Raw genomic sequence first — 25,494 nt, 5'->3', positions numbered from 1 at the left:
AAAAGGCACCAGCCGTGAAGGTTATGAATCACGCCGAGGGTCAGCAAGCGACTATGGCGTCGAAGGGCCATCGGTCGCCCAGCCCAATGCCATCGGCTTTGTTTGAAGAGTATCGGAGCACTGCGTCTAAGGAGAATGAAAACACCGTGCAAGAAGCTGCTGATTTTGTAGTCGAATTGCGCTCGGTCTCGAAGCACTACGGCGAAACAGTAGCCGTAGCGAACGTTTCCCTAGCCGCGCGTCGTGGCGAACTGGTTTGCCTGCTTGGCCCTTCTGGGTGCGGCAAAACAACGACGTTGCGAATGGTCGCCGGCTTTGTAGAGCCGACCTCCGGCACCGTAAGCATCAATAATATCGACATGACGCATCAACCGCCTTATCGGCGGGACACTGGAATGGTGTTTCAGAGCTACGCTTTGTTTCCGCATATGACGGTCGCTGAAAACATCGCATTTGGACTAGAGAACTTGAAATGGCCTCGTACGGAACGGGAGGACCGTGTCAAGGAGATGCTCAAGCTGGTAGAGCTGCCGCACGTTGCGCAGCGACTGCCGAGCCAGCTTTCAGGCGGACAGCAACAACGGATTGCTCTCGCGCGTGCGTTGGCGATGCGACCATCAGTGCTTCTTCTTGATGAGCCGTTTTCAAACTTAGATGCGCAGTTGCGGGTCCGCATGCGGGAAGAGCTTCGGGAAGTGATACGGGCCGTTAACGTAACTACGTTATTTGTAACACATGACCAGGAAGAGGCACTGACCATGTCAGATCGTATCGTGGTCATGAACGGCGGTCTAGTCGAGCAGGTTGGCACGCCGGGCGAGATCTACGAGACGCCGGCGACGTCTTTTGTAGCGAAATTTATCGGCTGGTGTTCTCTGCTGAATGGAACAGTGGGAACTGATGGCGCTTTCACGTCAGCTGCTGGCCTGCGTCTAGCGGGTAATTGGAGCGTGGGAGCTGGGACCGCAGTGATCCGACCGGAACAAATCAAGCTGTCAACGGATGGAGCTGTTGGTCAATTGTTGCCGGCGCGCGTTCTTCAGTCCCATTACTACGGTGGAGCAACCCGAGTAGTGCTTGACATCAGCGGGGAACAACTGACGATGCAGGAGCGCTTTCCCGTTGGGCACCATCCATCGCCGGGCGACCTCCTCAGCATTACTATCAATACGAACGAGATCCGTATCCTTCCAAGGAATGAGGGCAATCCCTAAAGGTGCCTCGCGAAGGCCCGGATGCACCGTGTACCGCATGTCAGTTAGTACTCGCCGGCGAGACGTAAATGTGACATGTTCGGGAGGGCTAAGCGTGCCGGGAGTTCCTTCTCGCTACCCGCCGCGCTCGGAAAAGCGCCGCCGGGTGCCCGGCAGGTCGTGCCCATGGTCGTTGAGAACTAGGTAGGCGGCCGTTAGATCCCCGTTCAGCGTCGGCCGCTAAAAGCATTCCGGCACGGTCGGAGCATCGGACGAGCTGAACCTGGCCCAAAGCGCCGTATGGCGCCAAGTACAGAAGCTGGAGAATCTGCTCGGCGAGAAGATGTTCGCGAGGAAAAAAGGTTGCTTTTGACCGATGCAGGCAACGCCTCCGCCGAAACCATCCGCCCGTTACTAGAAGGCCATTGCTTCCGCAAGCCTGGCAGTTGCAGGTAGCTCGGAAAAACATTCTGAACATAGCGGTCCTGCCGACCATCGGCCGTTACTGGTTGAGTTCCGGATGAGCTCATTCCACGAGAAGCATCCCAATATCGTCGGACGTGACGGCGCGCCGGCTGGAAGTGATCACGGAGACGGGCCGCCGTCGTTGGTTCTCCAAGGACGACAAGGCCCGGATCGCCGAGGAGACGCTGGTACCAGGCGCGGTCGTTTCCGAGATTGCCCGGCGACACGGGCTGACCCCACAACAAGTGTTCACCTGGCGCCGGCAAGCGCGCCGGCAGCCGGCGCCGGTGGCTGACGATCCGCCGTTTGTACCGGCGGTGGTAGACGCCATGGCGTAAGCGTAGCGCCGAGGCCCTTTGGATTGTTTGTGCGGAGTCTTGAGAGCACCGTACGCCTCCGACGAGGACCGTCTTGCGTGACGGGTGGTAATTCGCGAAGCGTGTGACCTTAAGTCTAGCTTTAAGGTGATCAGGCGATGCGGGTCGAGGTTTTGGGCGGGCTCGAGCGGCGGCGGCGTTGGTCGCAGGACGACAAGGCACGGATTGTCGAGGAGACGCTGGCACCGGGCGCGAAGGTAACTGAGGTTGCGCGGCGCAACGGAGTAGCGGCCAGCCTGGTGTTTACCTGGCGTCGCCAAGCACGGACATCGGAACAAGTTGCACCATCTTTTACGCCGGTGCAGATCGCCGCCGTAGCAGCCTCGGCTGAAGAAACTCCGAAGCTTTTGCCTACGGTTGATGGCCGAGTTCGTTCGGCGGCAGCTGCGCGTACTGGATTGATAGAGATCGATCTCGGCAACCGACGGTGCATCCGGGTGGATGCGCACGTCGATCCGGAGGCGTTGGCGCGGGTCCTCGATGTGCTTGGACGCCGATGATTTCTGTACCAGGGAATGTGCGAGTGTGGCTGGCTACAGGCTACACGGATATGCGCAGAGGCTTTCCATCGCTGGCCCTCCAAGTGCAGGAGGTGCTGCACAAAGAACCGCTTAGCGGTCATTTGTTTGTCTTCCGTGGTCGCCGCAGCGATCTTGTGAAGGTGATCTGGCACGATGGTCAGGGAGCCTGCTTGTTCACAAAAAAACTCGAGAGAGGAAAGTTTATCTGGCCATCGGTTGCCGGTGAAGCGGTAACGATCTCGCTGGCGCAGTTGAGCTACCTGCTGTCCGGGATCGATTGGCGCAATCCGCAAGAAACCCAGCGCCCGACGCGGGTCGGATAATCGTTTTGGGTTTGAATCTGATGCTCGATCTGATTCAATGGCTTCATGACATCGAAGCCGGACGATCTTCCGTCGGATCTCGCAAGCGCCTACCTTGCGCTGCTGGCCGAGCGCGAGGCGTTGCAGGCTGAACGCGATGTGGCAGTCGCGGATGCCGCCAACGCGCGGGCGGAGCTGTCGGACAGCGAGGTGCTGATCGCTCATCTTGAGCTACGGATCGAGAAGCTCAAACGCGAACTGCACGGGCAGCGCTCCGAGCGCACGGCGCGGCTACTCGAGCAGTTGGAATTGGAGCTCGAAGAACTCGCCACCACGGCGACCGAGAATGAGCTGGCTGCGCAGGCTGCCGCGGCAAAAACCCAGAGCGTGAGCGCCTTCACGCGCAAGCGGCCGGTGCGCAAACCGTGGCCGGACGACATCGAACGTGAGCGCGTCGTCATCAAGGCTCCAACGACCTGCGCCTGCTGCGGCGGATCGCGGCTGGCGAAGGTCGGCGAGGATGTGACCAAGACGCTGGAGGAGATTCCGCGTCGCTTTAAGGTCATCGAGACGGTACGCGAGAAGTTCACCTGCCGCGATTGCGAGAAGATCAGCCAGCCGCCGGCACCGTTCCATGCGACGCCCCGCGGCTTCATCGGCCCACAATTGCTGGCGACGATTTTGTTCGACAAATTCGGCATGCATATCCCGCTCAACCGCCAGAGCGTGCGCTTCAAGGCCGAGAGGATCGATCTGCCGCTGTCGACGCTGGCCGACCAGGTCGGCCACGGAACCTTCGCCGTCATGCCGCTGTTCCAGCTGATCGAGCGTCATGTGCTCGCGGCCGAGCGCCTTCATGGCGACGACACCACCATCCGCGTCCTGGCGAAGGGCAAATGCACGACCGGCCGGATCTGGACGTATGTGCGGGATGACCGGCCGTTCGCCGGGCCTGCGCCGCCGGCGGCGGTCTATTATGCCTCGGGCAATCGACGGGGCGAAAATCCTCAGAGGCATCTGGCCGCCTTCGTCGGCATTCTGCAGGCGGATTGCTATGGCGGCTTCGAGCCGTTGTTCGACCCAAAAAGAAAAGCAATGCCGATCACGCCGGCATTTTGCCTGGCCCATGCGCGGCGGGGATTCTTCGAGCTGGCTGACATCGAGAAAGTCGCCCGGGAAGGCAAGGGCAAACCGGTCTCTCCGATCGCGCTGGAGGCGGTCAGGCGTCTGGATGCGTTGTTCGAGATCGAGCGCGCCATCAACGGCCGTAGCGCCGACGAGCGGCGTGCCGTCCGCCAGGAGCGGAGCAAGCCGCTGCTCGACGACATGCACGACTGGCTGCTCCGCGAGCGAGAAAGCCTCTCGCGCTCCGCCGAGGTCCTGAAGCCCATGAACTACATGCTTAAGCGCTGGGACGACTTCGTCCGCTTCCTCGACGATGGCAGGATCTGCTTGACCAACAATTGCGCTGAGCGTGCATTGAGAGGCATTGCCTTGGGAAGGCGCAACTGGACCTTCGCTGGCAGCCAGCGTGGCGCCGATCGTGCAGCTATCATGCTGACGATGATCACGACCTGTCGCCTCAACGACGTCGATCCCAAGGCTTGGCTCGCCGACGTCCTCGCCCGGATCGCTGATCTTCCCACCTCGCGTCTGCGCGAACTGCTGCCCTGGGAATGGAAGCTCCTGCACCAAGCCGGCAAGTCCGCCAATCAGCAAGCCGCCTGACCCTTCACGCAACGCCATCGTAGAACTCGCCGTGCTCGCGCGCATGCGTCAATCAGGCGGCCTTCGTCGTATGCGTACAGAGCACCGTTAGAAGAGTCATCTTCTGGAAGGGGGCTCACAATGGACGACCATTCTGACGACATAAGACGACCGTTGTCACCGCGTATTGAAGTGTTCGCTGGCGCAGGTCGAAAGCGCTGGCCGGATGATTTGAAGGCACAGATTGCCGCGGAAAGCCTCGAGCCGGGGGCGGTTGTCACAGACGTCGCCCGTCGCCATGGCTGCCGGCCCCAGCAGGTGCATGACTGGCGGCGCCGGGCGCGTTTGGGCCAGTTGGTGCTGCCAGCTTCGGCGGAGACGCTGTCGTTCGTGCCGGTGGTGTCGGAATCGGCGCTACCGGCGGCCGCAGAGCCCACCGGGTCGCCGGAAGCAGCCGTTGTGACGGTTGAGCTCCAGGGGGCACGAGTGGAGGTGCGGGGGCGCCTGGCCTTGCTGTGTTGAGTGATGTGTTCTTGGCGCTTCGACGGACACGTTCATGCTGACGCCGCCTGCGAACCTTACGATTTACGTGGCGACGCAACCTGTGGACTTCAGAAAAGGTGCGGAGGGCTTGGCGCTTTTGGCGAAGGAGACGCTGGGCCATGATCCGATGAAGGGCGTGGCGGTGGTGTTCCGCGCGAAGCGCGCCGATCGGGTGAAGATTGTCGTCTGGGATGGCAGCGGCCTTGTGATGTATTGGAAGCGGCTCGATAGCAACGGCTTCAAATGGCCTCCCATCGTGGCCGGCGTGATGCGGATGAATGCCGCGCAGTTGTCGGCGCTTCTGGCCGGCATGGATTGGACGCGGATGCACGCGCCTCGGATCCCGCAGCCGAAAGCGCTTGCGTAAAGATACAAATCTCGCTGCATCGGGGCGCGAAGCATGGCAGACTCGGGCCAATGAGTGATTTGCCTGATGAGCTGCCGAGTGATCCAGCTGAGTTGCGTGTCTTTGCCGCGGCTCTGCTGGATCGCTGCGCCAGGCTCGAGCGGTTGCTCAAGCTTGCAAAAGATGCGCAGTTCGGTCGGTCCTCGGAAAAGCTGGACGCTGATCAGCTGCAGCTTGTTCTGGAGGACATCGAAGAGGCCGTCGCGGCCCTCGAAGCAGCCGAGGATCGCGCCAATCCCAGAACCTGCGAGAAGAGGACGGCCGAGCGCAAAGCCAACCGTGGTCAGCTGCCGGAGCATTTGCCGCGCATCATCGAGACCCTGATGCCCGCTGCAACCTGCTGTCCGTCCTGCAAAGGCGATCTCTTTGAGATCGGTCACGATGAGAGCCAGAGGTTGGACGTCGTACCGGCGCAGTATCGCGTGATCGTCACCCGCCGGCCCAAACTGGCCTGCCGCGCCTGTCACGGTGTCATCCTCCAGCATGCTGCTCCCGAGCGACTGATCAGGGGAGGATTGCCCACCGAGCGGCTGGTCGCGCATGTGATCGACGCGAAGTATCATTGGCATTTGCCGCTTTATCGCCAGGCGCAGATGCTGGAGACCCACGGAATAGCGCTGGACCGTTCCACGCTCGCCTTCTGGGTCGGCTACGCCGCCCAGGAATTGAAGCCCTTGTGGCATCGTCTGCGCCAGCTTCTGCTGGCCTCCTCGAAGCTCTGTGTCGATGAGACCCCGGCGCCGGTGCTGGATCCGGGGCGCGGCAGGACAAAAACCGGCTACTTCTGGGCGCTGTCACGCGATGACAGGCCTTGGGCCGGACCTGATCCGCCTGGGGTGGTCTATGCCTATGCACCGGGCCGCGGCGCCGTTCATGGCTTGCGGCTGCTTGAGGGCTATCGCGGCATCATCCACTGCGACGGCTATCAGGCTTACAAGACCATGACCCGAGAGACGCGTGCGGACGCCCTGTCCGGGACGCTCGCCTTCTGCTGGTCGCATCTGCGGCGCCAGTTTGTGAAGATCGAGCGGGAGGCTGCGCCGGCGCCAGCTCCGGTTGCCCGCGAGGCGCTCGCGCGCATTGCCCAGCTCTACGCGGTCGAGAAGGCACTGCGCGGCCGCTCTGCTTCCGAGCGCTGCGCCGGCCGACAAGCGCATGCCCGGCCTCTGGCTACAGCCTTGAAGCAGTGGTTTGAGGCCAAGCTTGATCACCTTGCGGGGAAGAGCGACACGGCGAAGGCTTTGCGTTATGCGCTACGCCATTGGGACGGCCTGACGCTCTACCTTGATGACGGGCGCATCGAGATGGACACGAATGCGGTCGAGCGTGCGATGCGGCCGATCAAGCTCAACGCCAAGAACTCCCTTTTTGCCGGTTGCGACGAAGGTGCCGAGAATTGGGCATTGCTGGCTTCGCTCATTGAGACCTGTAAGCTCAATGGCGTCAGTGCCGAGCACTGGCTCGCTGACGTTCTCGCCAAGCTCGTCAATGGTTGGCCTGCGGCGCGACTGGACGAACTGCTTCCCTGGGCGTCGACCTATACGATGCATACACACGATCCGAGGCTGGCGGCATGAGCCTGAACACGACCGGTCCGGATCAAGGTGACCCTCAAGGATGTGAAGCCGGAGGTGATGCGTCGCCTTCGTACCCGTCACCCTGCGCCTTGATCGGTTGCATCTGACGCTTCAGGAGGCATTCGGCTGGACGAACAGTCACCTCTTCGAGTTCTTCGCTGGTGAGGTCCGTTGGGGGATTCCTGATCCCCACAACGATTACGGCCACCAGCCCATGGATGCCCGCAAAGCGCGGCTTTGCGATATCGTTCGCGAGACCGGCGCCAAGACGATCCACTATCTCTATGACTTCGGCGACAGCTGGGACCATGTGATCAAGCTCGAAAAATGGTTCCAGAACACCACGACGGAGGGGCTTCCCTTCCTGCTCGAGGCCGCCGGCCGTTGTCCTCCGGAAGACGTCGGCGGTGCGCCAGGCTATGCCGAATACCTCGCCGCCATCAGCGACCCCGGCCATCCCGAGCACGAACACATGCGCCTCTGGGGCCCGGAGCGGTTCGATCCCAACGTCGTCGACCGGAAGGCGCTCGAAGCCGCCGTCAAGGCGTTGTCCGACACATGGATACCGCGGCGACGCGCCACGCGAACAAAATAGGCGTCAAGCGTCATTCAGAAGGGCTGCAGAGCTACGCTTACGCCATGGCACCGGTCGCGGTTGCTGGCCATGAGCGCAAGACAGCGCAACGCAAGGCCAAGCCGGATGTCCGGGCTCGCCGTTGCGATGCCGGGGGCAACGGGTCGGCCGCGGTGCGGATGTGGCGATGATTGCGGCCATCGTCCATGCGCTGAAGGCAAGCCGGTGATCGGCCCGTCCGGAACGGTTCGGGTGATGGTGGCAACCAAGCCGGTCGACTTCCGCAAGGGAATGGAGGGGCTTGCCATGTTGGTACGCGAGCACATGAAGGCCGATCCGTTCTCGGGTGCGGTCTATGTGTTCCGTGCCAAGCGGGCGGACCGGATCAAGCTGATCTTCTGGGATGGTACGGGTTTGTGCCTGTTAGCCAAGCGGCTCGAGGAAGGCGTCTTCCGCTGGCCGAAGATCGAGGATGGCGTGATGCGTTTGTCGGCGGCGGAATTGTCGGCGCTGCTCGAAGGGCTTGATTGGCGACGTGTCCATGCGGCACGGGAGACGGTCGTTCCGACGCAAGCCGGAGAATTGTGGGCCGCGCTGCGGCGAAGTGAATCAGGGGCCTCGAGCACGTCGTCAGGCGGGCACGAATAGCCGCTCCTTCTCATCTCGCGACCACCGACGCCAGCCGCTCGACCGATGTGATCACCTCCGCCCTCGAAATCGTCATAGCGCTTCCCCTAGGATTACCCCTAGGACCTGCAGTCCTCGCGACCCTCAAACAAGACGACCTTTGGCGGCTTTCAATTACCCACAAATTCTCCTCCGACCGTAGCGCTCAGCGCGCGTGACAGCCCGCGCCACATGACCGTATTGCCGGGCGGCGGATCGCTGGCGCGGGCGAGATAACCGCCGAGCCGGGCGATCTTGATCAGGTAGTGCGAGAGCGTTTTCCGTCTTGCTTTTGGTTTATCGTTGACGGGGCGATCGAGCACACCAATTTCAGTCGCAGTCAACGCTAGGGTTGGGGCGCGTCTGGGGCGGAACGGTTGAGCATCGTCATCCAGAAAACCCGCCAACTCAGGATGCAAAAGAGCGATCTTCCTTCTTAAACCATACCATTCCAGCACCTCAATCGCGTCGGTGCGGGAACCAACAGGCAGGTCGGTGATCAGCTTCCAATCGATCTTCTTTCTGTTTTTCGGCGTCCCGCGCTCTTCGGCATGGATCACCGTCAGGGTCAGAGCGGGATAGCGCTTCTGCTTTCCGATCGGCGGTAGGGCGCGAATCTTGCGATACCTGAGCTCAAGAACGGCCTGGTCGGGATCGCCGTTACTATCTCTGACTTCGATGCGAGGGAGCCCTTTGACGGCGACCTCGTCCATTTCGTCGGCGATCGTGTGATCCCCATCTCCAGCCAAGCGGTCGACGCAGGTCCTGATCAGGAAATGAGTTCCGATCTCGTGTGCTGCGCAGAAGAGCTCATAGATGTCACTCTCGCGATCACCAATATGGATGCATCGTCCCGGATGATCCAAGGGTTGCGTAAACTGCTTGAGAGTTTCCGACCACCGGACGCTTTCTTTTTTCTCGATGGGAATCCGGGTCGGATTGATCTTCTTTTTAAGCGCTGCCGTCCCCTTGAATTTCTTCCGGGTCCAGAACTTAACGGCCGCCAACCCCAGCGGCACCCCCTCGATTGCAACCGCGAGGCTCGAATGCATCAGGTGCCGCAAACCGTGTGCGATCTGAGGCGACCTGCCTTATCCCGTCCACTGTTTATGCTCTTGGTGATGCGCTTCTGACTTCTCGCGTTGATACCTGAACTCGGTTGTATCGTGCAGCACAAGAACGAGACCTTCAGTGGCGGTGGCACGATCACGTGTCGATTGGAAATGGCCGGCCAGAATGTCCGCTTCGCTGACCCGGTCGTTAGAGAAGAAGCGGTAAGCTGCCTTGGTATTCGCCCAATCCTGGCAGACGAGCGGAATGCTTTGTCCCAGGGCGCTTCCAATCTGCGAGAGCAGTTTGCGGAATCTGTCGCCGAGCCGCGCGTCCCTAAACTCGCATCCACTACTCTCTCGATCAATCCAACATTCACCTTCCAAGGACCGCAAACAGCCTTTTGCCGATCGATCCCTAAATGTCAGCCCCATAGAGCACCCTCGCGAATCAGGTGCTCAGAAAGGAATCACAAGTGATTCTTTCGATTCAAGATTTCCCCGATCAGCGGATCAGCCCGAGCGGTCAAAGTTATGGGTAATTGAAAGCTTTGGCGGAGGGATACCAAGAAACTGCGTCCCGAGATCCTGCGCCAGGCAAAAGAGTTCGTAGATATCGCTTTCGCGATCGCCAATGTGCACACAGCGCTCGGGCGAGCCCAGAAGCGCGATGGACTGACGCAAATTCTCGAGCCAGCGATAACTTTCTTTGGTCTCGATCGGTACGCACGTTTGTTCACGAGCCGCCTGAGCGCAGCCGTTCCTTTGAACTTGCTGCGGGTCCAGAACTTCACCGCCGACAGGCCGAGTGGAGTTCCGCTGGTGGTGACGACCAGACTCGAACCATCAACACGCCGCACAAGGTGCGGGTGGTTTATAGCGCCCAGCATTGATGGTCTTTGTGTAACCGATAGTTCTGTGCGTCAAGTTCAGCAAAATTGATCATGGGGTCCGGCCGAGCCATCCCCTCGGAGCCGCCGTCGCTCGCTTGCCCAAAAGCGTAGCGCTGGCGAGCGACGGCAGCGGAGAGGGGTGGCGTGCATCCCCTTGGTGGGCCTGAGCATCGTCAGGCCGCCTGGCGTAACGCCTCCTTCTTGTGCTCCTTCAACAGATCCATGTTGAGATAGCGATGATCCTCGAGCCACGCCTTATGGCGCTCGACGGTCAGCGCCCGCACCAGCCGTAAACAGCTCTCGGCATTGGGGAAGATTCGCACCACATAGGTGCGCCGCCGGATTTCCTCGTTGAGACGTTCCAGCATATTGGTCGACTTCATGTGCTTTCGGTGCACCAGCGGCAGCCGGAAGTAGGTCAAGGTCTCCTCGATGTTGTCCTCGACCCAGCCGGTGAGCTTGGGGTATTTGCCGCCCCATTTACCAAGCCAGGCCGCCAGATCGCGCCGCACCTCGTCAAGATCGCGCCGGTCGTACATCCAGCGCAGCTCGAGCAGGCAATCGTCGTCGACCTTGCGGGGCACATAGTCGAGCGCGTTGCGCAGGAAGTGCACATAGGGGTCGTTGAAAAAGCTGCAATTGCCTGATTCCGTTCTCGTCGGCGATTCGCGATCGGCGGAGCAAACGAGATGCTGGGGCGCAAGGAGCGGGATCAGTTGGAGCTCTTCATCACTGGCACGCTCAGACAGCTCGTCCCAGATGAGCACGTGCTGGCGCGGGTCGATCGCGTGCTCGACGTGTCTTGGCTAAGGGAAGAGGTCTCCGACTGCTATTGCGCGAACGATGGTCGGCCAGGCATCGATCCGGAGGCCGCGGTCCGCCTGATGCTCGCGGGTCTGCTCACCGGCATCGTACACGATCGCAAGCTGATCCGGGAGGCTCAGGTTAACATCGCCATTCGCTGGTTTGCTGGTTAGGGCCTGCACGAGCAGCTACCGCACCATTCCAGCCTGACGCGCATCCGCCAGCGCTGGGGCGAAGAGCGATTCCGTAGGATCTTTAAACGCACGGTCCAGGCCTGTCTGAAGGCCAAGATCGCAACAGCCGAAGTGGTTCACATCGATGCGTCGCTAATCCGCGCCAACGGGAGTTGGGACAGCCTCACCGAGCAACATGTGGTGGATGTGCTGAGCGAAAATCAAAGCGAAGATAAAAGCGAGGATGAGAGAAAGGGCCGGCAAAGCGGGAAGTACAAAAAGGTCTGCACGACTGATCCCGATGCGACAATGGCTACGAATGCCCGAAACCGGCGGCTGGAACCCGCTTACAAGCAGCACACGGCCGTCGATGACAAGGTCGGTGTCATTCTGGATGTCGCGGTCACGACTGGACAAACGAACGAAGGAGAGATGATCGAGCCGCAAGTCGATGAGGTTGAAGCGATTACAGGCATCGACATAAAGGTGGTCACCGCCGATGCGGGCTATGCCTACGCTAAAGTCTACGGCGCGCTCGAGCGGCGCGGCATTGATGCCCTCATCCGCCGAACCAATCAAGAGTCGCGTACCGCTCAGACGCTTCCGGTACGATGCCAAGAACGACATCTTGAAGTGCCCGCGAGGGCGTATCTTGCGCCCCGCGCGGCCCATCAAGCACGGCCGTTTCTTTTACTCGAAGGCGAAGGATTGCACCCGGTGCCCGCTCAAGGGCGATTGCCTATCCAAAGGGCGGGTTAACAAAGCGGTCGTTGTCGGTGACCATTATCCGGCACTGCTGCGCGCCCGCCGCCGTCGCGAGCGATGGAGTAAGCAGGATCGACATCTCTATCAACGCCATCGCTGGCGCTCAGAGGGCTTCCACGGCGAAGCCAAGACCTGGCACGGACTGGCGCGCGCCATACGGCGCGGACTACCGAACATGAAGATCCAGGCCTACCTGACGGCCGCTGCGATCAACCTCAAGCGGCTGGCAGCCGCTCTCCTTGCGTTTATTTTGCCTTGGATTGTCCCTCAAGCGCGTTCGCGGCTTCAGATCGCGCCGTAGCGCGGGTTTTGACGCGAGGGCCATGGCGGTGCCGGTCGCTGCGTCGCACGAAATCTATTGGCCACTTCTTCAACGACCCCACATAACAGCGCTGCCAGAACACACCGGCCAGCACTTCGGCGATCGCCTTCTTCAGTCCGGGATGATCGTCGGAGACAACGAACTCGACGCCATGCAGGCCGCGGGCCTTCAGGCCTTCCAAAAACTCCTTCCAGCTCGACCGGCTCTCCCGGTTGGCAAGCTCGACCGCGAGCACCTGACGCCGGCCCTCCCACCCCGATCGCGATCAGCACCGCCTGGCTCGCGATGATGCCATCGTCCCTGACGCGCTCGTAGCGGGCGTCCAGGATCAGATAAGGGAATGGCTCCTTGAGCTTGCGTTCGCAGAACGCCTTCAGCGACGCATCCAGCCGCTTGTTGATCGCACTGATCGCAGAGGCCGAGAAGGCATGGCCCACCAGTTCCTCAGTGACCTGCTTGACCTTCCGCGTCGAGACGCCTTGCACGTACATCTCGGCCAAAGCCGCAACCAGCGCCTTCTCCGGCACGACGAAATTGGTGAAGCGGCGGGCGCGCCCGGAAGGAGCGGCCGAGGTGTGGTCAAAGGCGAGCTTGCGGCGATTGGCCATCGAGCCCGTGATCCGCCACATGAAAAGTGACACCCAACTCGGCCGATGCCATCTCAAGAGCCGCGACTGTAATGCCGACAATGTCGTCCCCTCCGGCCACTCCTCGCCATGCTGACAAGATGTTGCGCCTAATGCTGATCGTCGTCTTTTGGATCGCGTTCGCCCTCCAAACCGCCATCAATCGCTTCTTAACCGGCGCCGATTGATTGGCGTCACCTCAGCAGAGATAACTACTTATCTCGCAAACGATACATCAGACGTCTTCATCGGTCCGTTATGGGGTACGACGTTATGCCTGACGCGGTAAGGGCGAAAATCGGCGCGGAGAGGAGGGAGTTCTATTATTCGTGCGCACACTACGGACCTTGTCAGAGCACCGCCGATGGCGAAGGTTGTGGACGCTGACTTTGCTGGTCAATTGGATCCACCTTTCGAAGAGTCCGGCTGAGATCGCCTTAATGCGCCAAGCCGGTCATATGGCAAAAGCCAAGGTGTGCGTGACTGCCACCTTGTGGCTGACGTGTATCACCAGCCTGATGTCGAGAGCGCCGGAATTGGGCCGATGCTATGCTCATCTTACGTGAATCTTTGCGTTGGCGAACCCGCTCTCGCACCGCACTCCACTCCGACAGGCAAGCCGCTGTCGTTGCCTACAGTAATCATTTTTGAAGTTCACGGAGTTCGATATGGCTAGCAGTTATATGACTTACGCTGCCTAACAGAAGGTTCTCCAATATCGCCATCGGAGCCCTCAACGTCGGGCTGTGAGAGTGTCGTCGCACCTGCTCGGGAGGTTGTGGCGCCTTCGCACAAGACTCGCCCGCCACGGAATCGAGAAAAGCGACAGGATCGGGTATCCCATTGGCATCGGTTATCCGTCCTCGGAGCAGAGCGCAGTGCGAGTCTGCGCAAGGAATGAAACAACTCGCCAGCCAGGAATGTGTTTCCATATCATGACTGGCTTATGGCTGGACGATAGCATCATCTTCATCGCGAAACCATCGCGAATGGGCGAGGTAAGAGTGTGCGTGCGGCGCGGCCCTCAATGGTTAGGCGTGTGTAGATGTTACTATGGTGCCAGGACCCAGGCATTGCGCTGGCGCTGACTGCGCGGAATTCCTGAAAAAAGTGAATTCGCCCAGGTCAATCGCCGAAACTCTGCTCCTCTAGCGGCAAGATCGAAGAAAACGTGCGGCCGTTACGGATATAACATACGCTTCAGTCGTTCGCCGGTTACTGACGTAGGCTGCGTTTGATGATTTTTGACCCCGCCCAGACTGATGCTTCGATGCTGAATTAGCGGCGGACGAGAGAGCCGCCGTGAGTTGCATATACTCCTTGAGGTACATCCTATGAAAAAAGACTTGCATTTTGAGCGTCCTGAATTCGCTGCACGGCTAATGGCCGTAAAGAACGAGATGGCACGCCGCGGTATCGACGTTCTGCTCCTCTCGGAGCCACCTAACCAAAATTATCTGACCGGCTATGACGCTTACTCCTTCTATACTCCCCAAATGGTAGTCGTGGCGCTCAATCACGACGAGCCCATCTGGATCGCCCGACATCTGGAGCGTCCGACAGCCGTCAGAACAACTTATCTCGCAGATGAAAATATCCGCACCTACGCGGATGAATACGTAAACTCGGATACCTTGTCGCCATACGACGTTGTGGCCGACCTTGTAAAGGAAGTTGGCGGTGAAAAGTCGCGTATCGGGGTGGAGATGGGGGGCTATTACTATTCCGCGCGTGCGCACGATGATCTCGTCCGCGCGCTACCGCTTGCTAAGTTTGTAGACGCCGATTTGCTGGTCGGGTGGATTCGCCTTGTGAAGAGCGCTGCCGAACTTGCTCTCATGCGCCAGGCCGGTCGCATTGCCGATGCGATGATTAAGCGGGCGTTCGATACAATCGCGCCGGGCGTGCGAGAATGTGATGTCGCAGCTGCCATCTATCACCAGCAAATATCAGGCACGCCTGAGTTTGGGGGCGCCTATGATTCTTCATGTCTGAGATTTGGTGTAGGCAAACGCGCGCTCGAACCACATCCAGAATGGACCGACGAGCTGATTCCGTCGGCCACCACAGTCTATATGGAGGTTCACGGCGTTCGGCATCGCTACCAGGTCAACTTGGCTCGCACGGTCTCGGTCGGGAAGCCTTCCGCTAGCTACCAGAAGTTTTCTGAGATTGTTGTCGACGCAATGAATACTACCTTGGACAGCATCCGGCCAGGCCGGACTTGTGATGAGGTCCATGCCGTCTTCAGCAAAGCGCTCGCGCAGCACGGGTTGGAAAAAGAGGCGAGGCTCGGCTATCCAATCGGCCTCGGCTACCCGCCTGCCGTACCGGAGCGCACAGCTAGTCTGCGCAAAGGAGATAAAACAATTGTACAGCCAGGCATGTGCTTCCATATGATGCCTGGCTTATGGCTGGAAGATGCGAGCATCGCCATCACGCAGCCCTTCGCGGTAACTGAAAGCGGCTATGAGCCCCTTTCATCGACGCCGCGCATTTTGTACGTCAAATAATCGATGAAACACTCGCAGCTGTGAACCCTGCGGCCTGGACCGCGGAGTGATCGCTTTCGCCGGGGCAGGCAGCGGAGGGCGGCACGCCGTCCTCCATTTCCAGGGTAGCAGCTCGGGAGCCGATTTTGCGAGGTGTCGGCGATGCGAGCGGTATCGCATCCGGCGAAGCTTTCAATTACCCACATCTTCGGGGTGACCCGATAGCGATGCCGAAGGCGACATCTTGCGACTGTCAGACCTCGCCAAACGACGATGTTTCCTGGAGGATGATCACGTGTGCGGGCGAGATAGCTGCCAAGCATGGCGATCTGCCAAAGGTAAGTTGCGAGCGCTCAGCGAAGGATGCGCGGTTTGGAACGCGCCGCATCGATGCGGTCGAGTGTTTCGATCTCCGCGGGGTAAGGACAGTCTCGGGTCTCGCATCCGGTTGAGCACGCGCGGACATAGTGATCCAAAAAATGCGCCAGCTGACGACCGTAATGAGAGCGAGAAGCTTTACCAGCCGCTCGGCGGTCTGCAATCTCGCGTCCTCTGCGCGGCAACCAGATTTCATGATCTTGTGGAATACCTCGACCTTCCAGCGCAAGGCGTACCAGTCGAGCTTTTCGACGGCGGCTGCTAGGTGGTCCACAGGCAAATTGGTCACGAGCTTCCAGTCGATCGGGTTACGATTCGAAGGTGGGGCGACCTCCAAGGCATGAATATAGACGAGCGTTTGTGGCGCGTAGCGCTTTTGCTTGCCGATAGGCGGCAATGTTTTGACCGAGGCGAACTTGATCTGCAGGAAAGCAGTTTCGCCATCTTCACCGCCAATCGCGACCCGGTGGCGGCCGGACCAAGGGACCGCGGCAAGTTGAGCAAAGACGCGATGGGCCGCATTCGTCGGCGAGGCCTTCGATGGTGGCTCGGCCAGCCGATTGGTCTGAACACGCAGAAGAAACTGCGTCCCGAGATCCTGCGCCAGGCAAAAGAGTTCGTAGATATCACTTTCGCGATCGCCAATGTGCACACAGCGCTCGGGCGAGCCCAGAAGCGCGATGGACTGACGCAAATTCTCGAGCCAGCGATAACTCTCTTTGGTCTCGATCGGCACGCACGTTTGGTTCACGAGCCGCCTGAGCGCAGCCGTTCCTTTGAACTTGCTGCGGGTCCAGAACTTCACCGCCGACAGGCCGAGTGGAGTTCCGCTGGTGGTGACGACCAGACTCGAACCATCAACACGCCGCACAAGGTGCGGGTGGTGGGTTGTCCGGCTTTATAGCGCCCAGCATTGATGGTCTTTGTGTAACCGATCTTGCCGGGCGATTCGCGACTGTAGATAAACTCGGTCGTATCCTGCAGGATCATGACCGGCCCTCGCTGGCTTTGAAACGCGCTGCAGTCGCAGCGAAATGTCCCGCATCACGCCATGTTCGGTGACGCGTGGATTGTCGAAAAATCTGTAGGCCACCTTCGTCGCAGCCCAATCGCCGCATGCCGGCGGAACCAGCTTACCCCCGGAAAGCTGCTCCAGCAGCCGTCGTAAACGACGTTGCAAAGTGAGCGTCACGATAGTATCACCGGTGCCCGGGCTTGACTTGCGCGGAATGCTTTGGATAGCGCGGTCGGGATGATTGACGCCGCCGGCGCGCGGTGATGGGGTGACCCTGGTTCGGAGCGGGTAACGAGATCAGAATGACCAGCGAGTCGCAGCTGCGCGAGAAGCTTCGGAAGATCGAGGCCTTGTTCGCAGGTGCCGGAACTGCTGGTGAGCGCCTTGCGGCGGAAGCCGCGCTGCAGCGGGTGCGAGCTAGGGTCGAGGAACTCGCTCGCCACGATCCACCGATCGAACAGCAATTCTCACTTCCCGACCAATGGTCTCGGCATCTTTTTCTGGCGCTTTGCCGCCGATATGGACTGCGGCCGTTTCGTTATCACCGGCAGCGACGCAACACGGTGATGGTCCGTGCATCACGAGGCTTCGTCGATCGAGTCCTGCTGCCGGAGTTCACCGAGCTGGATGGTGCGCTGCAAGTGTATCTGCACGAGGTGACGCTGCGCGTGATCCGCGAAGAGATCTACGACGACGCCAGCGATGCGCAGGAAGTTCCTGACGCCTTGCCGTCGAACTGATCAAGCGGCGAGCTTTGCCTCCGAACCGTCGCGTTCGGCCTTCCAATTCCACGGCAGCAGCGTGTTCAGCTGATTGATCTTGGTGCGTCCAGAGACGATGCGCTCGAGAACATCGGTCAGATAGTGCCGCGGGTCGATGTCTTGCAGCTTTGCCGAGTTGATGAGCGAGGCGAGAATGGCCCATGTCTCGCCGCCGCCTTCATTGCCGGCGAACAAGTAGTTCTTCTTTCCCAGGCCTATCGGCTTGATGCTGCGCTCGACCGTATTGCTGTCTATTTCGATGCGTCCGTCATCGATGAAGCGCGTCAGGCCGTCCCAATGGTTGAGGGTGTAGCGGATGGCTTTGCCCAGACCGGACTTCTTCGAGACTTCCAGCAGTCGCACTTCGAGCCAGGGTTTGAAGTCCTCGATCAGCGGCTTGGTGTCGGTTTGCCGCACCGCAGCCCGATGCGCCGCTGGCAGACCGCGGATGCGATCCTCAATGGCGTAGAACATCGCGATCCGTTGCAGCGCTTCCGCGGCAATCGGCGACTTCGTCGCGACGTGAACGTCCCAGAACTTCCGCCGCGCATGCGCAAAGCAGAACGCGAGCTGCACCAGATGGCCGCCGTTCTTGATCAGACCCTTGTAGGCGGCATAGCCGTCGACCTGCAGGATGCCGTGGTAGTCCCCGAACAGCTGCTTGGCGCGGATCGCCTTGCGATCCTCGGCAAACATGTAGACCACCGCCGGCGGCGCCGGGCCACCCCACGGACGGTCATCGGTGGCGATCGCCCAGAACTGGCAGACTTTGGTCCGGCCACGGCCGGGATCGAGAACCGGCAGCGGCGTCTCGTCGGCAAACAGCCGCGGGTAGGACATCACTGTGTCGCGCAACAACGTGTGAAGCGGCTTCAGCCACCAGGCGGCGCGGCCCATCCACGAGGCCAGCGTTTGCCGGTCGAGCGTGATGCCTTGGGCGGCAAACATCTGTTCCTGGCGATACAGCGGCAGCTGGTACCCGTATTTCATCACCGCGATGTGGGCCAGCAACGCTTCCGTCACCATCCCACCGTCGATCGCCTGGGCCGGCGCGGGTGCCTGCAGGACACCCTGGCGGCATCCCCGGCAGCCGTACCGCGGGCGCACAATGCGCTTGACCCGGTACTGCATCGGAATGACGTCGAAGGCTTCCTTGACGGTCTCCCCGATCTTGTGCAGCTGCTCGCCGCAGCAGGGGCAGATCTGGCTCTCCATATCGATCACGACATCGATGCGCGGCAAATGCTCCGGAAGCTTCCCACGGTTGCGTCGCGCCGGTCGCTTTCCACGGTCCTCCGCTCCGTCGGGCAGCCTGCCTCCGGTCACGTCGTCGTTGGCGGCGGCACGAACCGCCTGTGCCGTGATGGTGAAGAGAGACAGCTGTCCGAGATCCAGTGTCTCGGAGCGGGGACCGAAGATCGTGCGCTTGTACTGGGACAGGATCATCAGGAGCTTGTCGTTCTCCTGGATCGCAGCGTCGCGTTGGGCGATTGCCGCATCACGCTCGGCCGAAAGCGAGCTGCATTCCGCCGACAACGCCGCAAGCCGTGACGATAGCACTATCACGGTTTGACGGAGCAATGCTGGATCGAAAGGCAAATCACTCATGCAGAGTGTTTCTACAACAACTCCGCATGAGTGACGAACGACTTCTAATAAGGATCAACCAGCTCGTGCTGGCTGATCCACAACTCGCATCGGCAGACGCTTCCAGTCCGAGCCATCGAGCAGCACCGAGAGCTGAGCATGAGATAGCGGCATGACGCCTCCCTTGATCGGCGGCCAGGTGAACTGTCCCTCAATTCTTTTGTAGTAAAGGACAAGGCCGCTCCCATCCCAGGTCAGGATCTTCACGCGATCTCGGCGCTTGGAGCGGAAGACATAAAGTCCGCCGTCGAACGGATCGGCTCCAAAGGCCTCGCTCACCAGCATCGCCAACGAGTCCATGCCGCGGCGGAAATCGACCGGCTGCGTCGCAATCCAGATCGACAACCCAGATCGAAGCCCGATCATCGACCAATCGCCCCGACTGCCGCCAGCACCTCGCACAGTGCCCGCCGGTCGATTGTCCCCCTGACACGGATCCGAACCGCGCCGACCTCGATCTCGATCGCCGCCTGCTCCCCACTCGGCAATTTGCTCCCGCAGCCGATGATCGCGGCCGGCACAAAGCCAGGTAGCATGCCTCTGTCCCCGCGCCCCGCGACTTGCGCCTGCGTTGCCTGGCGACGCCAGAGAAACAACAGGCTTGGACTGATATCGTGCCGCCGCGCCACCGCGGACACGCTCGCCCCCGGCGCAAAACTCTCCGCAACAATCGCCGCCTTCGCGTCGGTCGACCAGCGCCGACGCCGGCCCGTCCCCGTGATGATCTCGATGCGCTGCAGCGTGTCGGCGCCGTCTTCAAGGATAGACGTATGCCTATCCTTATCGCTATCCTTACGACTATCCTTGGACATTGTGACCTCGCGACAAACCATTCCGCGAGATATTCTTAGCCAACCAGATCAGCCCTCAGTGCGTGGTCCCTGGATGACGCTCACGTTGCAAACGCTTGTCGCGAGGACTCGCCGCCGCCACCTCGGCATCTTGCCAGCCGGTCGGGCCGGACTCCGATCCAACATTCATCCATGACGGCCCAATGATTCGGTGTCATGGACAGAATCACGCTAGATTCCGACTGGGCAAGCCCGCTCGAAGATGTGGGTAGTTGAAAGGGATAGCGGACGGGTACTCGACGACGCTTGTTCGCTCGTCCGACTGGCGCGGCGACATCATCTGCCGCAAGCCGAGGTTCCATCGACAGGCTATCTCTTAGACGCTCTTGTTTGAATGCTGACACGGCCAACGATGTTCCTCGCCAAAGTAGGTAGGGTCTTGATCGATTGTTAATGGTGTACCATCACCTAGTAAGTCATGGGATCGGCTATGACATCACGATGGGACAGTTGCAGCAAATGACAGGTGTAGCCAATCCGTTACAGATTTCTCGCTTTCTTCAAGTATATGATGCCGACGCTGCCAAAAAAGGTATCGAGCTTTCCATAGGATTCGATTTTCAAGCCTATGTCTCGATTACGCGCGTCACTCCAACAAAGGAGCCAACCTCTTCAAGTTTCCAGCCAGATCGATCGCCGATCAAATCAGGCGATGGATTTTGGATGATAGGCGTCGACAAGAACGAGGAAGTCGCGGTTGTACAGGCCGTTCGACTGTTTGATCTTTCGTGCAGCAACTTTGCAGAACATCTTGAATCCCTTAAGGTGTATTATGCTGACCCGACCAGACACGCACATCTTCACGGCGCTTATACCTGCACAGCGCCAAGCGCAAGGGAGATAACAGGGAGGGTCGCCTACCACGGGGATGCTTGGGTGCGCAGAGACTATAGAGGACAAGGCATGCCAAAGATCATGGCAGGAGTGGCGTTTGGTGTTTCTCTTGCCATGTGGGCTCCTGACTTCGTGTGTGCGCTTGTAGCGCGCTGGCTAGTAGATAAGGGCGTCGTTACGCAATATGGATATACGCATGATGAGGCCGGCGGGTTGCGGTTTGTAGAACAAAGCGTTCCGAGCGAGTATTCGCTTATTTGGATAACCGGCGAGGAGTTGAGGAGCCGTGTTGAGCGTCGCGAGAGAAGCGAACTGACTTCGGGCGGTACTCAACCTTTGTGCGGAGCCGTGCAGGAATTCGGCGCTCATGGGCGGGCTTTTGCCCCGCCTGCATGTTTGTGTCCCCGATAAGCGCGGCCTCGTCGAGCAGTTCATTACGATCGGGCGCGACTTCCACAAAACCACGGTCTTCAAAACAGAATGTGTTCGCCCCTCGTGAGCACGATTCTGCCTATGACAGGGCGATGTTTTGAGGTGGGCGGGCGACCATCGATCGCTTGCTAACTGACGAAAAGATCGCAGCGGGCGGAGGGCAACAGTGACGGCTCCGACGTGGGGATTCGACGATGCTACAGCCAAGCTGCTGGACCGTACGGGAGTCTTGAAGTACTACTTCGTGCGGCACGATCGGGAATCTCAAAGCGAAGCCTCTGGCGGGTTACGTTCTGTTCGGTTTAGGTTCGCTAATGAACCATTCCTCGAATCCAAATGCACAAAGAGTGTGGGCGGACGAAGAGTGCGGCACGTGGGTGAGCATTGTGGCTACAAGGGACATTGGCATGGATGAGGAGATAACGCATCGCTATGTCAATGTGTCCGCTTACCCTCATGGTGGGGAATTTATCGACTAATGTGAGAACTGATCTTCCTGCGAAAAAGCGGCCGGTTTAGACTGCTTTTTCGAGGAAGATCAGTTAGCGTACATCGAAGATGCTCAAGCGGGGTGGCGCGATATGTCCCGAATGCACGTGGGTCCTGCGCCAGAATGCCTGCGTGGAGGGCGCCGCGGGGTATTGAGCAGGCCGTCTTCGCCAGCTCGTCAGCGGCGACTGGATCGATCTCCATGAGAATTTGCTCCTGACCAGGACGAGCGGATGGGAAAAAGTTGGTTTGGTTAGCCTGTGTCCGCGGCCACAAGCCTGCCGCGACAATCGCTCGGTTCTCTATCATTGTGTCCCAAAATTGCGCGAAGCGTTGGCGCTCGCGCGCGGTGATGGAGTTGCGCCGGCTTGCTTAAAACCCTAGACCGCGCCCAGTTCCGTTTCTGGACGGTTCGGGATTGTCGGTGCTCACCCTTGCCGGGCGGCGCGATGTACTGGAAATCCTCGAGAACAGCCATGGCCACACTTCCACCATCGTTACCAGCCAGCTCCCGTGGCCACATGGCACGAAGGTATTGGAGATCCCATCTGGCCGACGCCATTGGCGACGCATCCAGGAGACGGAGCCATGACTGCGGATTCCGATCGATGTCGCCCAGGATTCCGAGATGATCTCGCCCACCATTCCGATTTGAAGTCGCCCACCCGTTCCGAGATGATGTCGCCCACCATTCCGGGATGATGTCGCCCGGGTGACGAGACCTCTTCTGGCTCCCATAGGGTCAACCTTTCGGCTTTGCGAAGGGGGACCCTGGATGCCGACGGAGAGGCTTGCGATGCGCCGTGTGCGCGATGTGATCAGGATGAAGGCGGCTGGGCTGCCGAGCCGCGAGATTGCGCGGCGGATGGGCGCGGCGCCCTCGACAGTGCGGCTGACCATCCGGCGGTTCGAGGCCGCAGGCCTGAGCTGGCCGTTGCCCGACGAACTCACGGACGCGGCCCTGGAGGCCCGCCTGTTCGCCAAGACCGGCAACGGTAACCGGCAGGGTCATCGCCGCATCGCCGAGCCCGACTGGGCGGCGGTGCACCGCGAGCTCAAGCGCAAGCACGTGACGCTGTCGATCCTGTGGGAGGAGTACATTGGCGCCGAGCCCGGCGGATACCGGTACTCGCGCTTCTGCGAGCTTTACCGCGCCTGGGAGGGACGCCTGTCGGTGACGATGCGCCAGGCGCACGCGGCCGGCGACAAGCTGTTCGTCGACTACGCGGGCGACGGCGTGCCGGTGGTGGTCGACCGCCTCACCGGCGAGCGGAGGACGGCGCAGATCTTCGTCGCCGTGCTCGGCGCCTCGAGCTTCACCTACGCGCAGGCGACGTGGACGCAGGGGCTCGCCGACTGGATCAGCGCCCATGTTGGCGCCTTCGCGGCGATTGGCGGCGTCCCGGCGCTCTTGGTGCCTGACAACACCAAAGTCGCAGTCATCAAGGCGAGCCTCTACGACCCGCAGATCAATCGCACCTATGCGGAGATGGCCGCGCATTACGGCACGGCCGTCTTGCCGGCGCGACCTCGCAAGCCGCGCGACAAGGCCAAGGTCGAGCAGGCCGTCCTCATCATCGAGCGCTGGCTGCTCGGCCGCCTGCGTCACCGCGTCTTCTACAGCCTTGCCGAGGTCAATGCAGCGATCGGCGAGTTGCTCACCAGGCTCAACGAGGAGCGGCCGATCCGGCGGCTCGGCGTGACGCGCCGCCGGCTGCTCGAGGAGATCGACCGGCCGGCGCTCAAGCCGTTGCTGGCGAGCCCCTACGTGCTCGCCGAGTGGCGGATCCGCCGCGTCAGCCTCGACTACCACGTCGAGGTGGAGAAGCATTATTACAGCGTTCCGCATCGCTTCGCGCGTGCTGAGGTCGAGGTGCGGTTCACCGCCCGCACCGTCGAGATCTTCCACAAGGGCGAGCGGATTGCCGCGCATCAGCGCATGAGTGGCAATCACAAGCACACCACCGTACCGGAGCACATGGCCTCCAGCCATCGGCGCTACGCCGGCTGGACTATCGGGCGTATCCGTCAGGACGCCGCCGCGATCGGGCCGGCAACCAGCGCATTGTGCGACCTCATTCTCGACGAGCGCTCGCACCCCGAACAAGGCTTCCGCGCCTGCCTCGGCATCCTCAGGCTCGCCGCATCCTACGGGCGCGAGCGCCTGGACGCGGCAGCTGCGCGGGCGATCGACATCGGCGCGCGCACCTATGGCTCGGTCAAATCGATCCTCGCCAACAACCTCGATCGGCGTCCTGCTCCCCAGCGTTCCGCGGACGACTTGCCGATCCTGCATTCCAACATCCGCGGACCGCGCTACTACAATTAGGAGATGATCCCTTGCTCACCCATCCGACCTTCGACCGGCTCAACGCGCTCGGCCTCCACGGCATGGCCAAGGCCTTCGCCGACATCGAAGCCGCCGGCGAGGCTGGCAGCCTCGGTCACGCCGAATGGCTTGCTCTGCTGCTCGAACGTGAAGCCTCGCTGCGGCACGACAAACGGCTCGCCACTCGCCTGCGCTACGCCAAGCTGCGCCAGCAGGCGTGCGTCGAGGACATTGACTACCGCACCCCGCGCGGCCTCGACCGCCCACTGTTTGCCAAGCTTGTCGAGGGACGCTGGATCGACGACCATGCCAACCTGCTGATCTGCGGCCCGGCCGGCGTCGGCAAGAGCTGGCTCGCCTCGGCGCTCGGCCACAAGGCCTGCCGTGATAATCGCTCCGTGCTCTATCAACGTGTTCCGCGGCTGTTCGATGACCTCGCTCTCGCGCGCGGCGACGGCCGCCATCCACGCCTATTGCGCGGCCTTGGCCGTGTCGATCTGCTGATCCTCAATGATTGGGGGCTCGAGCCGCTCGATGCCGGCGCCCGTCATGACCTCCTGGAGATCCTGGAGGATCGCTACGGCCGCCGCTCGACCCTCGTCACCAGCCAACTCCCGGTCGACCAGTGGCACGCGCTCATCGGCGATACCACCTACGCCGACGCCGTCCTCGATCGCCTCGTCCACAACGCCCATCGGCTCGATCTCTCCGGCGAAAGCTTGCGCCGAACCCGGCAATCCGCCCGAAAGTCCTGAGCCCGTGACGCTGTGGACATGCCGCTTCGCTTGGACAACGCCAAGGCGTTGCCCACATGCCCACAGCAACGGCAGCAGAACAAAAAGCAGATTCAAGCGGCGATTCCAGATTGACCACGAGGCTTGACCGATGCCAGAGAACCAACCGGCCAGAACGCCTCGCCCCGGGCGAGATCAAATCGGAGAGGTGGGCGACATCGTCTCGGAATCCCCGGGCGACTTCAAATCGGTACACCCGGGCGACTTCGGCGGAATCCGCAGGCATGACCAATCATCGGATCCCAAGTAATGTTCGCCGATCGATTCAGGCGCTTCAGTAGGATGCGTACTAGGGCTTGTCTACAGCCGGGATTCCCAGATTGGTAGAAAATCGATTCAAGGCTGAAATGGAGATCCTATGGTAGCGGATCACGTCGGAGCTGTCGGGTAAAGCGGGTGACCCTGGCAGCAGTGGACGTGACCACCGGACTCTTTGTCGAAGCCGTTCCTTAGAGTTCGGCGCACTGGCTCATCATGGCGCGATATGCCGGAAGCGTTCGGCAACAGAT

At 60.5% G+C, this 25,494-nt stretch carries 24 protein-coding genes and 4 pseudogenes; 18 read left to right on the top strand and 10 right to left on the bottom strand.

The genetic code is table 11. The features are described 5' to 3' along the window. The first annotated feature begins 23 nt into the window (after positions 1 to 23). From P6U29_RS34040 to tnpB (P6U29_RS33990), 11 genes and pseudogenes are all read left to right on the top strand, one after another. A complete protein-coding gene (locus P6U29_RS34040; protein WP_407119489.1) occupies positions 24 to 1,214 on the top strand; it encodes an ABC transporter ATP-binding protein in 1,191 nt (396 codons plus the stop codon). 256 nt (positions 1,215 to 1,470) lie between these two features. Next, positions 1,471 to 1,566, top strand: a complete 96-nt coding sequence (locus tag P6U29_RS34035; protein WP_407119488.1) for a LysR family transcriptional regulator — start codon at positions 1,471 to 1,473, stop codon at positions 1,564 to 1,566. A gap of 208 nt (positions 1,567 to 1,774) precedes the next feature. Continuing rightward, on the top strand, positions 1,775 to 1,996 hold the full coding sequence (gene tnpA / locus P6U29_RS34030) for an IS66-like element accessory protein TnpA (protein WP_407114619.1): 222 nt from the start codon (positions 1,775 to 1,777) through the stop codon (positions 1,994 to 1,996). 137 nt (positions 1,997 to 2,133) lie between these two features. Next, positions 2,134 to 2,535: an IS66-like element accessory protein TnpA gene (gene tnpA / locus P6U29_RS34025; protein ID WP_074448291.1), complete on the top strand. Its 402-nt coding sequence runs from the start codon at positions 2,134 to 2,136 to the stop codon at positions 2,533 to 2,535. After that, the gene (tnpB, locus tag P6U29_RS34020; protein WP_035701064.1) at positions 2,532 to 2,879 is read left to right on the top strand and encodes an IS66 family insertion sequence element accessory protein TnpB; all 348 of its coding nucleotides are present in this window, start codon (positions 2,532 to 2,534) and stop codon (positions 2,877 to 2,879) included. Before tnpA (P6U29_RS34025) ends, tnpB (P6U29_RS34020) begins: the two co-directional genes overlap by 4 nt. A 45-nt stretch (positions 2,880 to 2,924) precedes the next feature. Next, positions 2,925 to 4,586 carry an IS66 family transposase gene (tnpC, locus tag P6U29_RS34015; RefSeq protein WP_407114618.1) on the top strand — a complete coding sequence of 554 codons (1,662 nt, stop codon included), beginning with the start codon at positions 2,925 to 2,927 and terminating at the stop codon, positions 4,584 to 4,586. A 120-nt stretch (positions 4,587 to 4,706) separates the two neighbouring features. Then, a complete protein-coding gene (tnpA, locus tag P6U29_RS34010; protein WP_407114617.1) occupies positions 4,707 to 5,087 on the top strand; it encodes an IS66-like element accessory protein TnpA in 381 nt (126 codons plus the stop codon). A gap of 34 nt (positions 5,088 to 5,121) precedes the next feature. Then, on the top strand, positions 5,122 to 5,475 hold the full coding sequence (gene tnpB / locus P6U29_RS34005) for an IS66 family insertion sequence element accessory protein TnpB (RefSeq protein WP_091880705.1): 354 nt from the start codon (positions 5,122 to 5,124) through the stop codon (positions 5,473 to 5,475). Between the two features lie 50 nt (positions 5,476 to 5,525). Continuing rightward, on the top strand, positions 5,526 to 7,091 hold the full coding sequence (gene tnpC / locus P6U29_RS34000; protein ID WP_091880708.1) for an IS66 family transposase: 1,566 nt from the start codon (positions 5,526 to 5,528) through the stop codon (positions 7,089 to 7,091). A 97-nt stretch (positions 7,092 to 7,188) separates the two neighbouring features. Continuing rightward, entirely contained in the window at positions 7,189 to 7,686 is a 498-nt protein-coding gene (locus P6U29_RS33995) for a plasmid pRiA4b ORF-3 family protein (RefSeq protein ID WP_407114616.1), read from the top strand. A 204-nt stretch (positions 7,687 to 7,890) separates the two neighbouring features. Beyond that, a pseudogene (gene tnpB / locus P6U29_RS33990) lies at positions 7,891 to 8,244 on the top strand (IS66 family insertion sequence element accessory protein TnpB); the annotation flags it as partial. 218 nt (positions 8,245 to 8,462) lie between these two features. On the opposite strand, the gene P6U29_RS33985 reads toward tnpB (P6U29_RS33990), so the two are convergent. The 3 genes and pseudogenes from P6U29_RS33985 to P6U29_RS33975 all read right to left on the bottom strand — a co-directional run. Beyond that, positions 8,463 to 9,383, bottom strand: a complete 921-nt coding sequence (locus tag P6U29_RS33985) for a hypothetical protein (protein ID WP_407114615.1) — start codon at positions 9,381 to 9,383, stop codon at positions 8,463 to 8,465. A 39-nt stretch (positions 9,384 to 9,422) separates the two neighbouring features. Then, entirely contained in the window at positions 9,423 to 9,815 is a 393-nt protein-coding gene (locus P6U29_RS33980; RefSeq protein WP_407114614.1) for a transposase DNA-binding-containing protein, read from the bottom strand. Positions 9,816 to 10,446: 631 nt separating this feature from the next. Then, positions 10,447 to 10,890: pseudogene (locus P6U29_RS33975) on the bottom strand (transposase); the annotation flags it as partial. A gap of 72 nt (positions 10,891 to 10,962) precedes the next feature. On the opposite strand from P6U29_RS33975, the pseudogene P6U29_RS33970 reads away from it, so the two are divergent. Continuing rightward, positions 10,963 to 12,277, top strand: a pseudogene (locus P6U29_RS33970) (transposase); the annotation flags it as partial. Between the two features lie 79 nt (positions 12,278 to 12,356). Here P6U29_RS33970 and P6U29_RS33965 read toward each other — a convergent pair. Continuing rightward, positions 12,357 to 12,858, bottom strand: a pseudogene (locus P6U29_RS33965) (transposase); the annotation flags it as partial. A gap of 1,439 nt (positions 12,859 to 14,297) precedes the next feature. Between P6U29_RS33965 and P6U29_RS33960 the strand changes: the two are divergent. Next, positions 14,298 to 15,476: a M24 family metallopeptidase gene (locus P6U29_RS33960; protein ID WP_407114613.1), complete on the top strand. Its 1,179-nt coding sequence runs from the start codon at positions 14,298 to 14,300 to the stop codon at positions 15,474 to 15,476. A gap of 232 nt (positions 15,477 to 15,708) precedes the next feature. Here P6U29_RS33960 and P6U29_RS33955 read toward each other — a convergent pair whose 3' ends face one another. Genes P6U29_RS33955 through P6U29_RS33945 form a run of 3 tightly spaced genes read right to left on the bottom strand, consistent with a single transcriptional unit; the run spans position 15,709 to position 17,025 of the window. Then, on the bottom strand, positions 15,709 to 16,638 hold the full coding sequence (locus P6U29_RS33955; protein WP_407114612.1) for an IS4 family transposase: 930 nt from the start codon (positions 16,636 to 16,638) through the stop codon (positions 15,709 to 15,711). After that, the gene (locus tag P6U29_RS33950) at positions 16,635 to 16,823 is read right to left on the bottom strand and encodes a hypothetical protein (protein WP_407119611.1); all 189 of its coding nucleotides are present in this window, start codon (positions 16,821 to 16,823) and stop codon (positions 16,635 to 16,637) included. The genes P6U29_RS33955 and P6U29_RS33950 overlap by 4 nt, the downstream gene beginning before the upstream one ends. Next, positions 16,732 to 17,025: a transposase DNA-binding-containing protein gene (locus P6U29_RS33945; RefSeq protein WP_407114611.1), complete on the bottom strand. Its 294-nt coding sequence runs from the start codon at positions 17,023 to 17,025 to the stop codon at positions 16,732 to 16,734. The genes P6U29_RS33950 and P6U29_RS33945 overlap by 92 nt, the downstream gene beginning before the upstream one ends. A 125-nt stretch (positions 17,026 to 17,150) precedes the next feature. On the opposite strand from P6U29_RS33945, the gene P6U29_RS33940 reads away from it, so the two are divergent. Continuing rightward, complete coding sequence (locus tag P6U29_RS33940) at positions 17,151 to 17,588, top strand: hypothetical protein (RefSeq protein WP_407114610.1); 438 nt, start codon at positions 17,151 to 17,153, stop codon at positions 17,586 to 17,588. On the opposite strand, the gene tnpC (P6U29_RS33935) is transcribed toward P6U29_RS33940, so the two are convergent. The 3 genes from tnpC (P6U29_RS33935) to tnpA (P6U29_RS33925) are packed head-to-tail and all read right to left on the bottom strand — an operon-like array spanning position 17,589 to position 20,068. Next, positions 17,589 to 19,217, bottom strand: coding sequence for an IS66 family transposase (tnpC, locus tag P6U29_RS33935; protein WP_407114609.1), 1,629 nt, complete (start codon positions 19,215 to 19,217; stop codon positions 17,589 to 17,591). 54 nt (positions 19,218 to 19,271) lie between these two features. Beyond that, a complete protein-coding gene (tnpB, locus tag P6U29_RS33930) occupies positions 19,272 to 19,622 on the bottom strand; it encodes an IS66 family insertion sequence element accessory protein TnpB (RefSeq protein ID WP_407112426.1) in 351 nt (116 codons plus the stop codon). Further along, a complete protein-coding gene (gene tnpA / locus P6U29_RS33925) occupies positions 19,619 to 20,068 on the bottom strand; it encodes an IS66-like element accessory protein TnpA (protein WP_407114555.1) in 450 nt (149 codons plus the stop codon). The genes tnpB (P6U29_RS33930) and tnpA (P6U29_RS33925) overlap by 4 nt, the downstream gene beginning before the upstream one ends. Before the next feature lie 480 nt (positions 20,069 to 20,548). Here tnpA (P6U29_RS33925) and P6U29_RS33920 point away from each other — a divergent pair, with 480 nt between their 5' ends. The 4 genes from P6U29_RS33920 (at position 20,549) to istB (ending at position 24,946) form a co-directional block, all read left to right on the top strand. Further along, on the top strand, positions 20,549 to 21,352 hold the full coding sequence (locus tag P6U29_RS33920) for a hypothetical protein (RefSeq protein ID WP_407114608.1): 804 nt from the start codon (positions 20,549 to 20,551) through the stop codon (positions 21,350 to 21,352). Between the two features lie 335 nt (positions 21,353 to 21,687). Continuing rightward, on the top strand, positions 21,688 to 21,852 hold the full coding sequence (locus tag P6U29_RS33915) for an SET domain-containing protein (protein WP_407114607.1): 165 nt from the start codon (positions 21,688 to 21,690) through the stop codon (positions 21,850 to 21,852). 806 nt (positions 21,853 to 22,658) lie between these two features. Then, positions 22,659 to 24,191 (top strand): IS21 family transposase, encoded by a 1,533-nt coding sequence (gene istA / locus P6U29_RS33910; RefSeq protein WP_407119487.1) that lies wholly within the window; start codon positions 22,659 to 22,661, stop codon positions 24,189 to 24,191. 11 nt (positions 24,192 to 24,202) lie between these two features. After that, positions 24,203 to 24,946 (top strand): IS21-like element helper ATPase IstB, encoded by a 744-nt coding sequence (gene istB, locus P6U29_RS33905; RefSeq protein WP_407114606.1) that lies wholly within the window; start codon positions 24,203 to 24,205, stop codon positions 24,944 to 24,946. Positions 24,947 to 25,494: the final 548 nt, after the last annotated feature.

This window comes from Bradyrhizobium sp. LMG 9283, from assembly GCF_045571415.1.
Classification (GTDB): Bacteria; Pseudomonadota; Alphaproteobacteria; order Rhizobiales; family Xanthobacteraceae; genus Bradyrhizobium.
The sequence above is the reverse complement of the archived record's forward strand: the minus strand, read 5'-3'. Positions and strand labels throughout refer to the sequence as shown.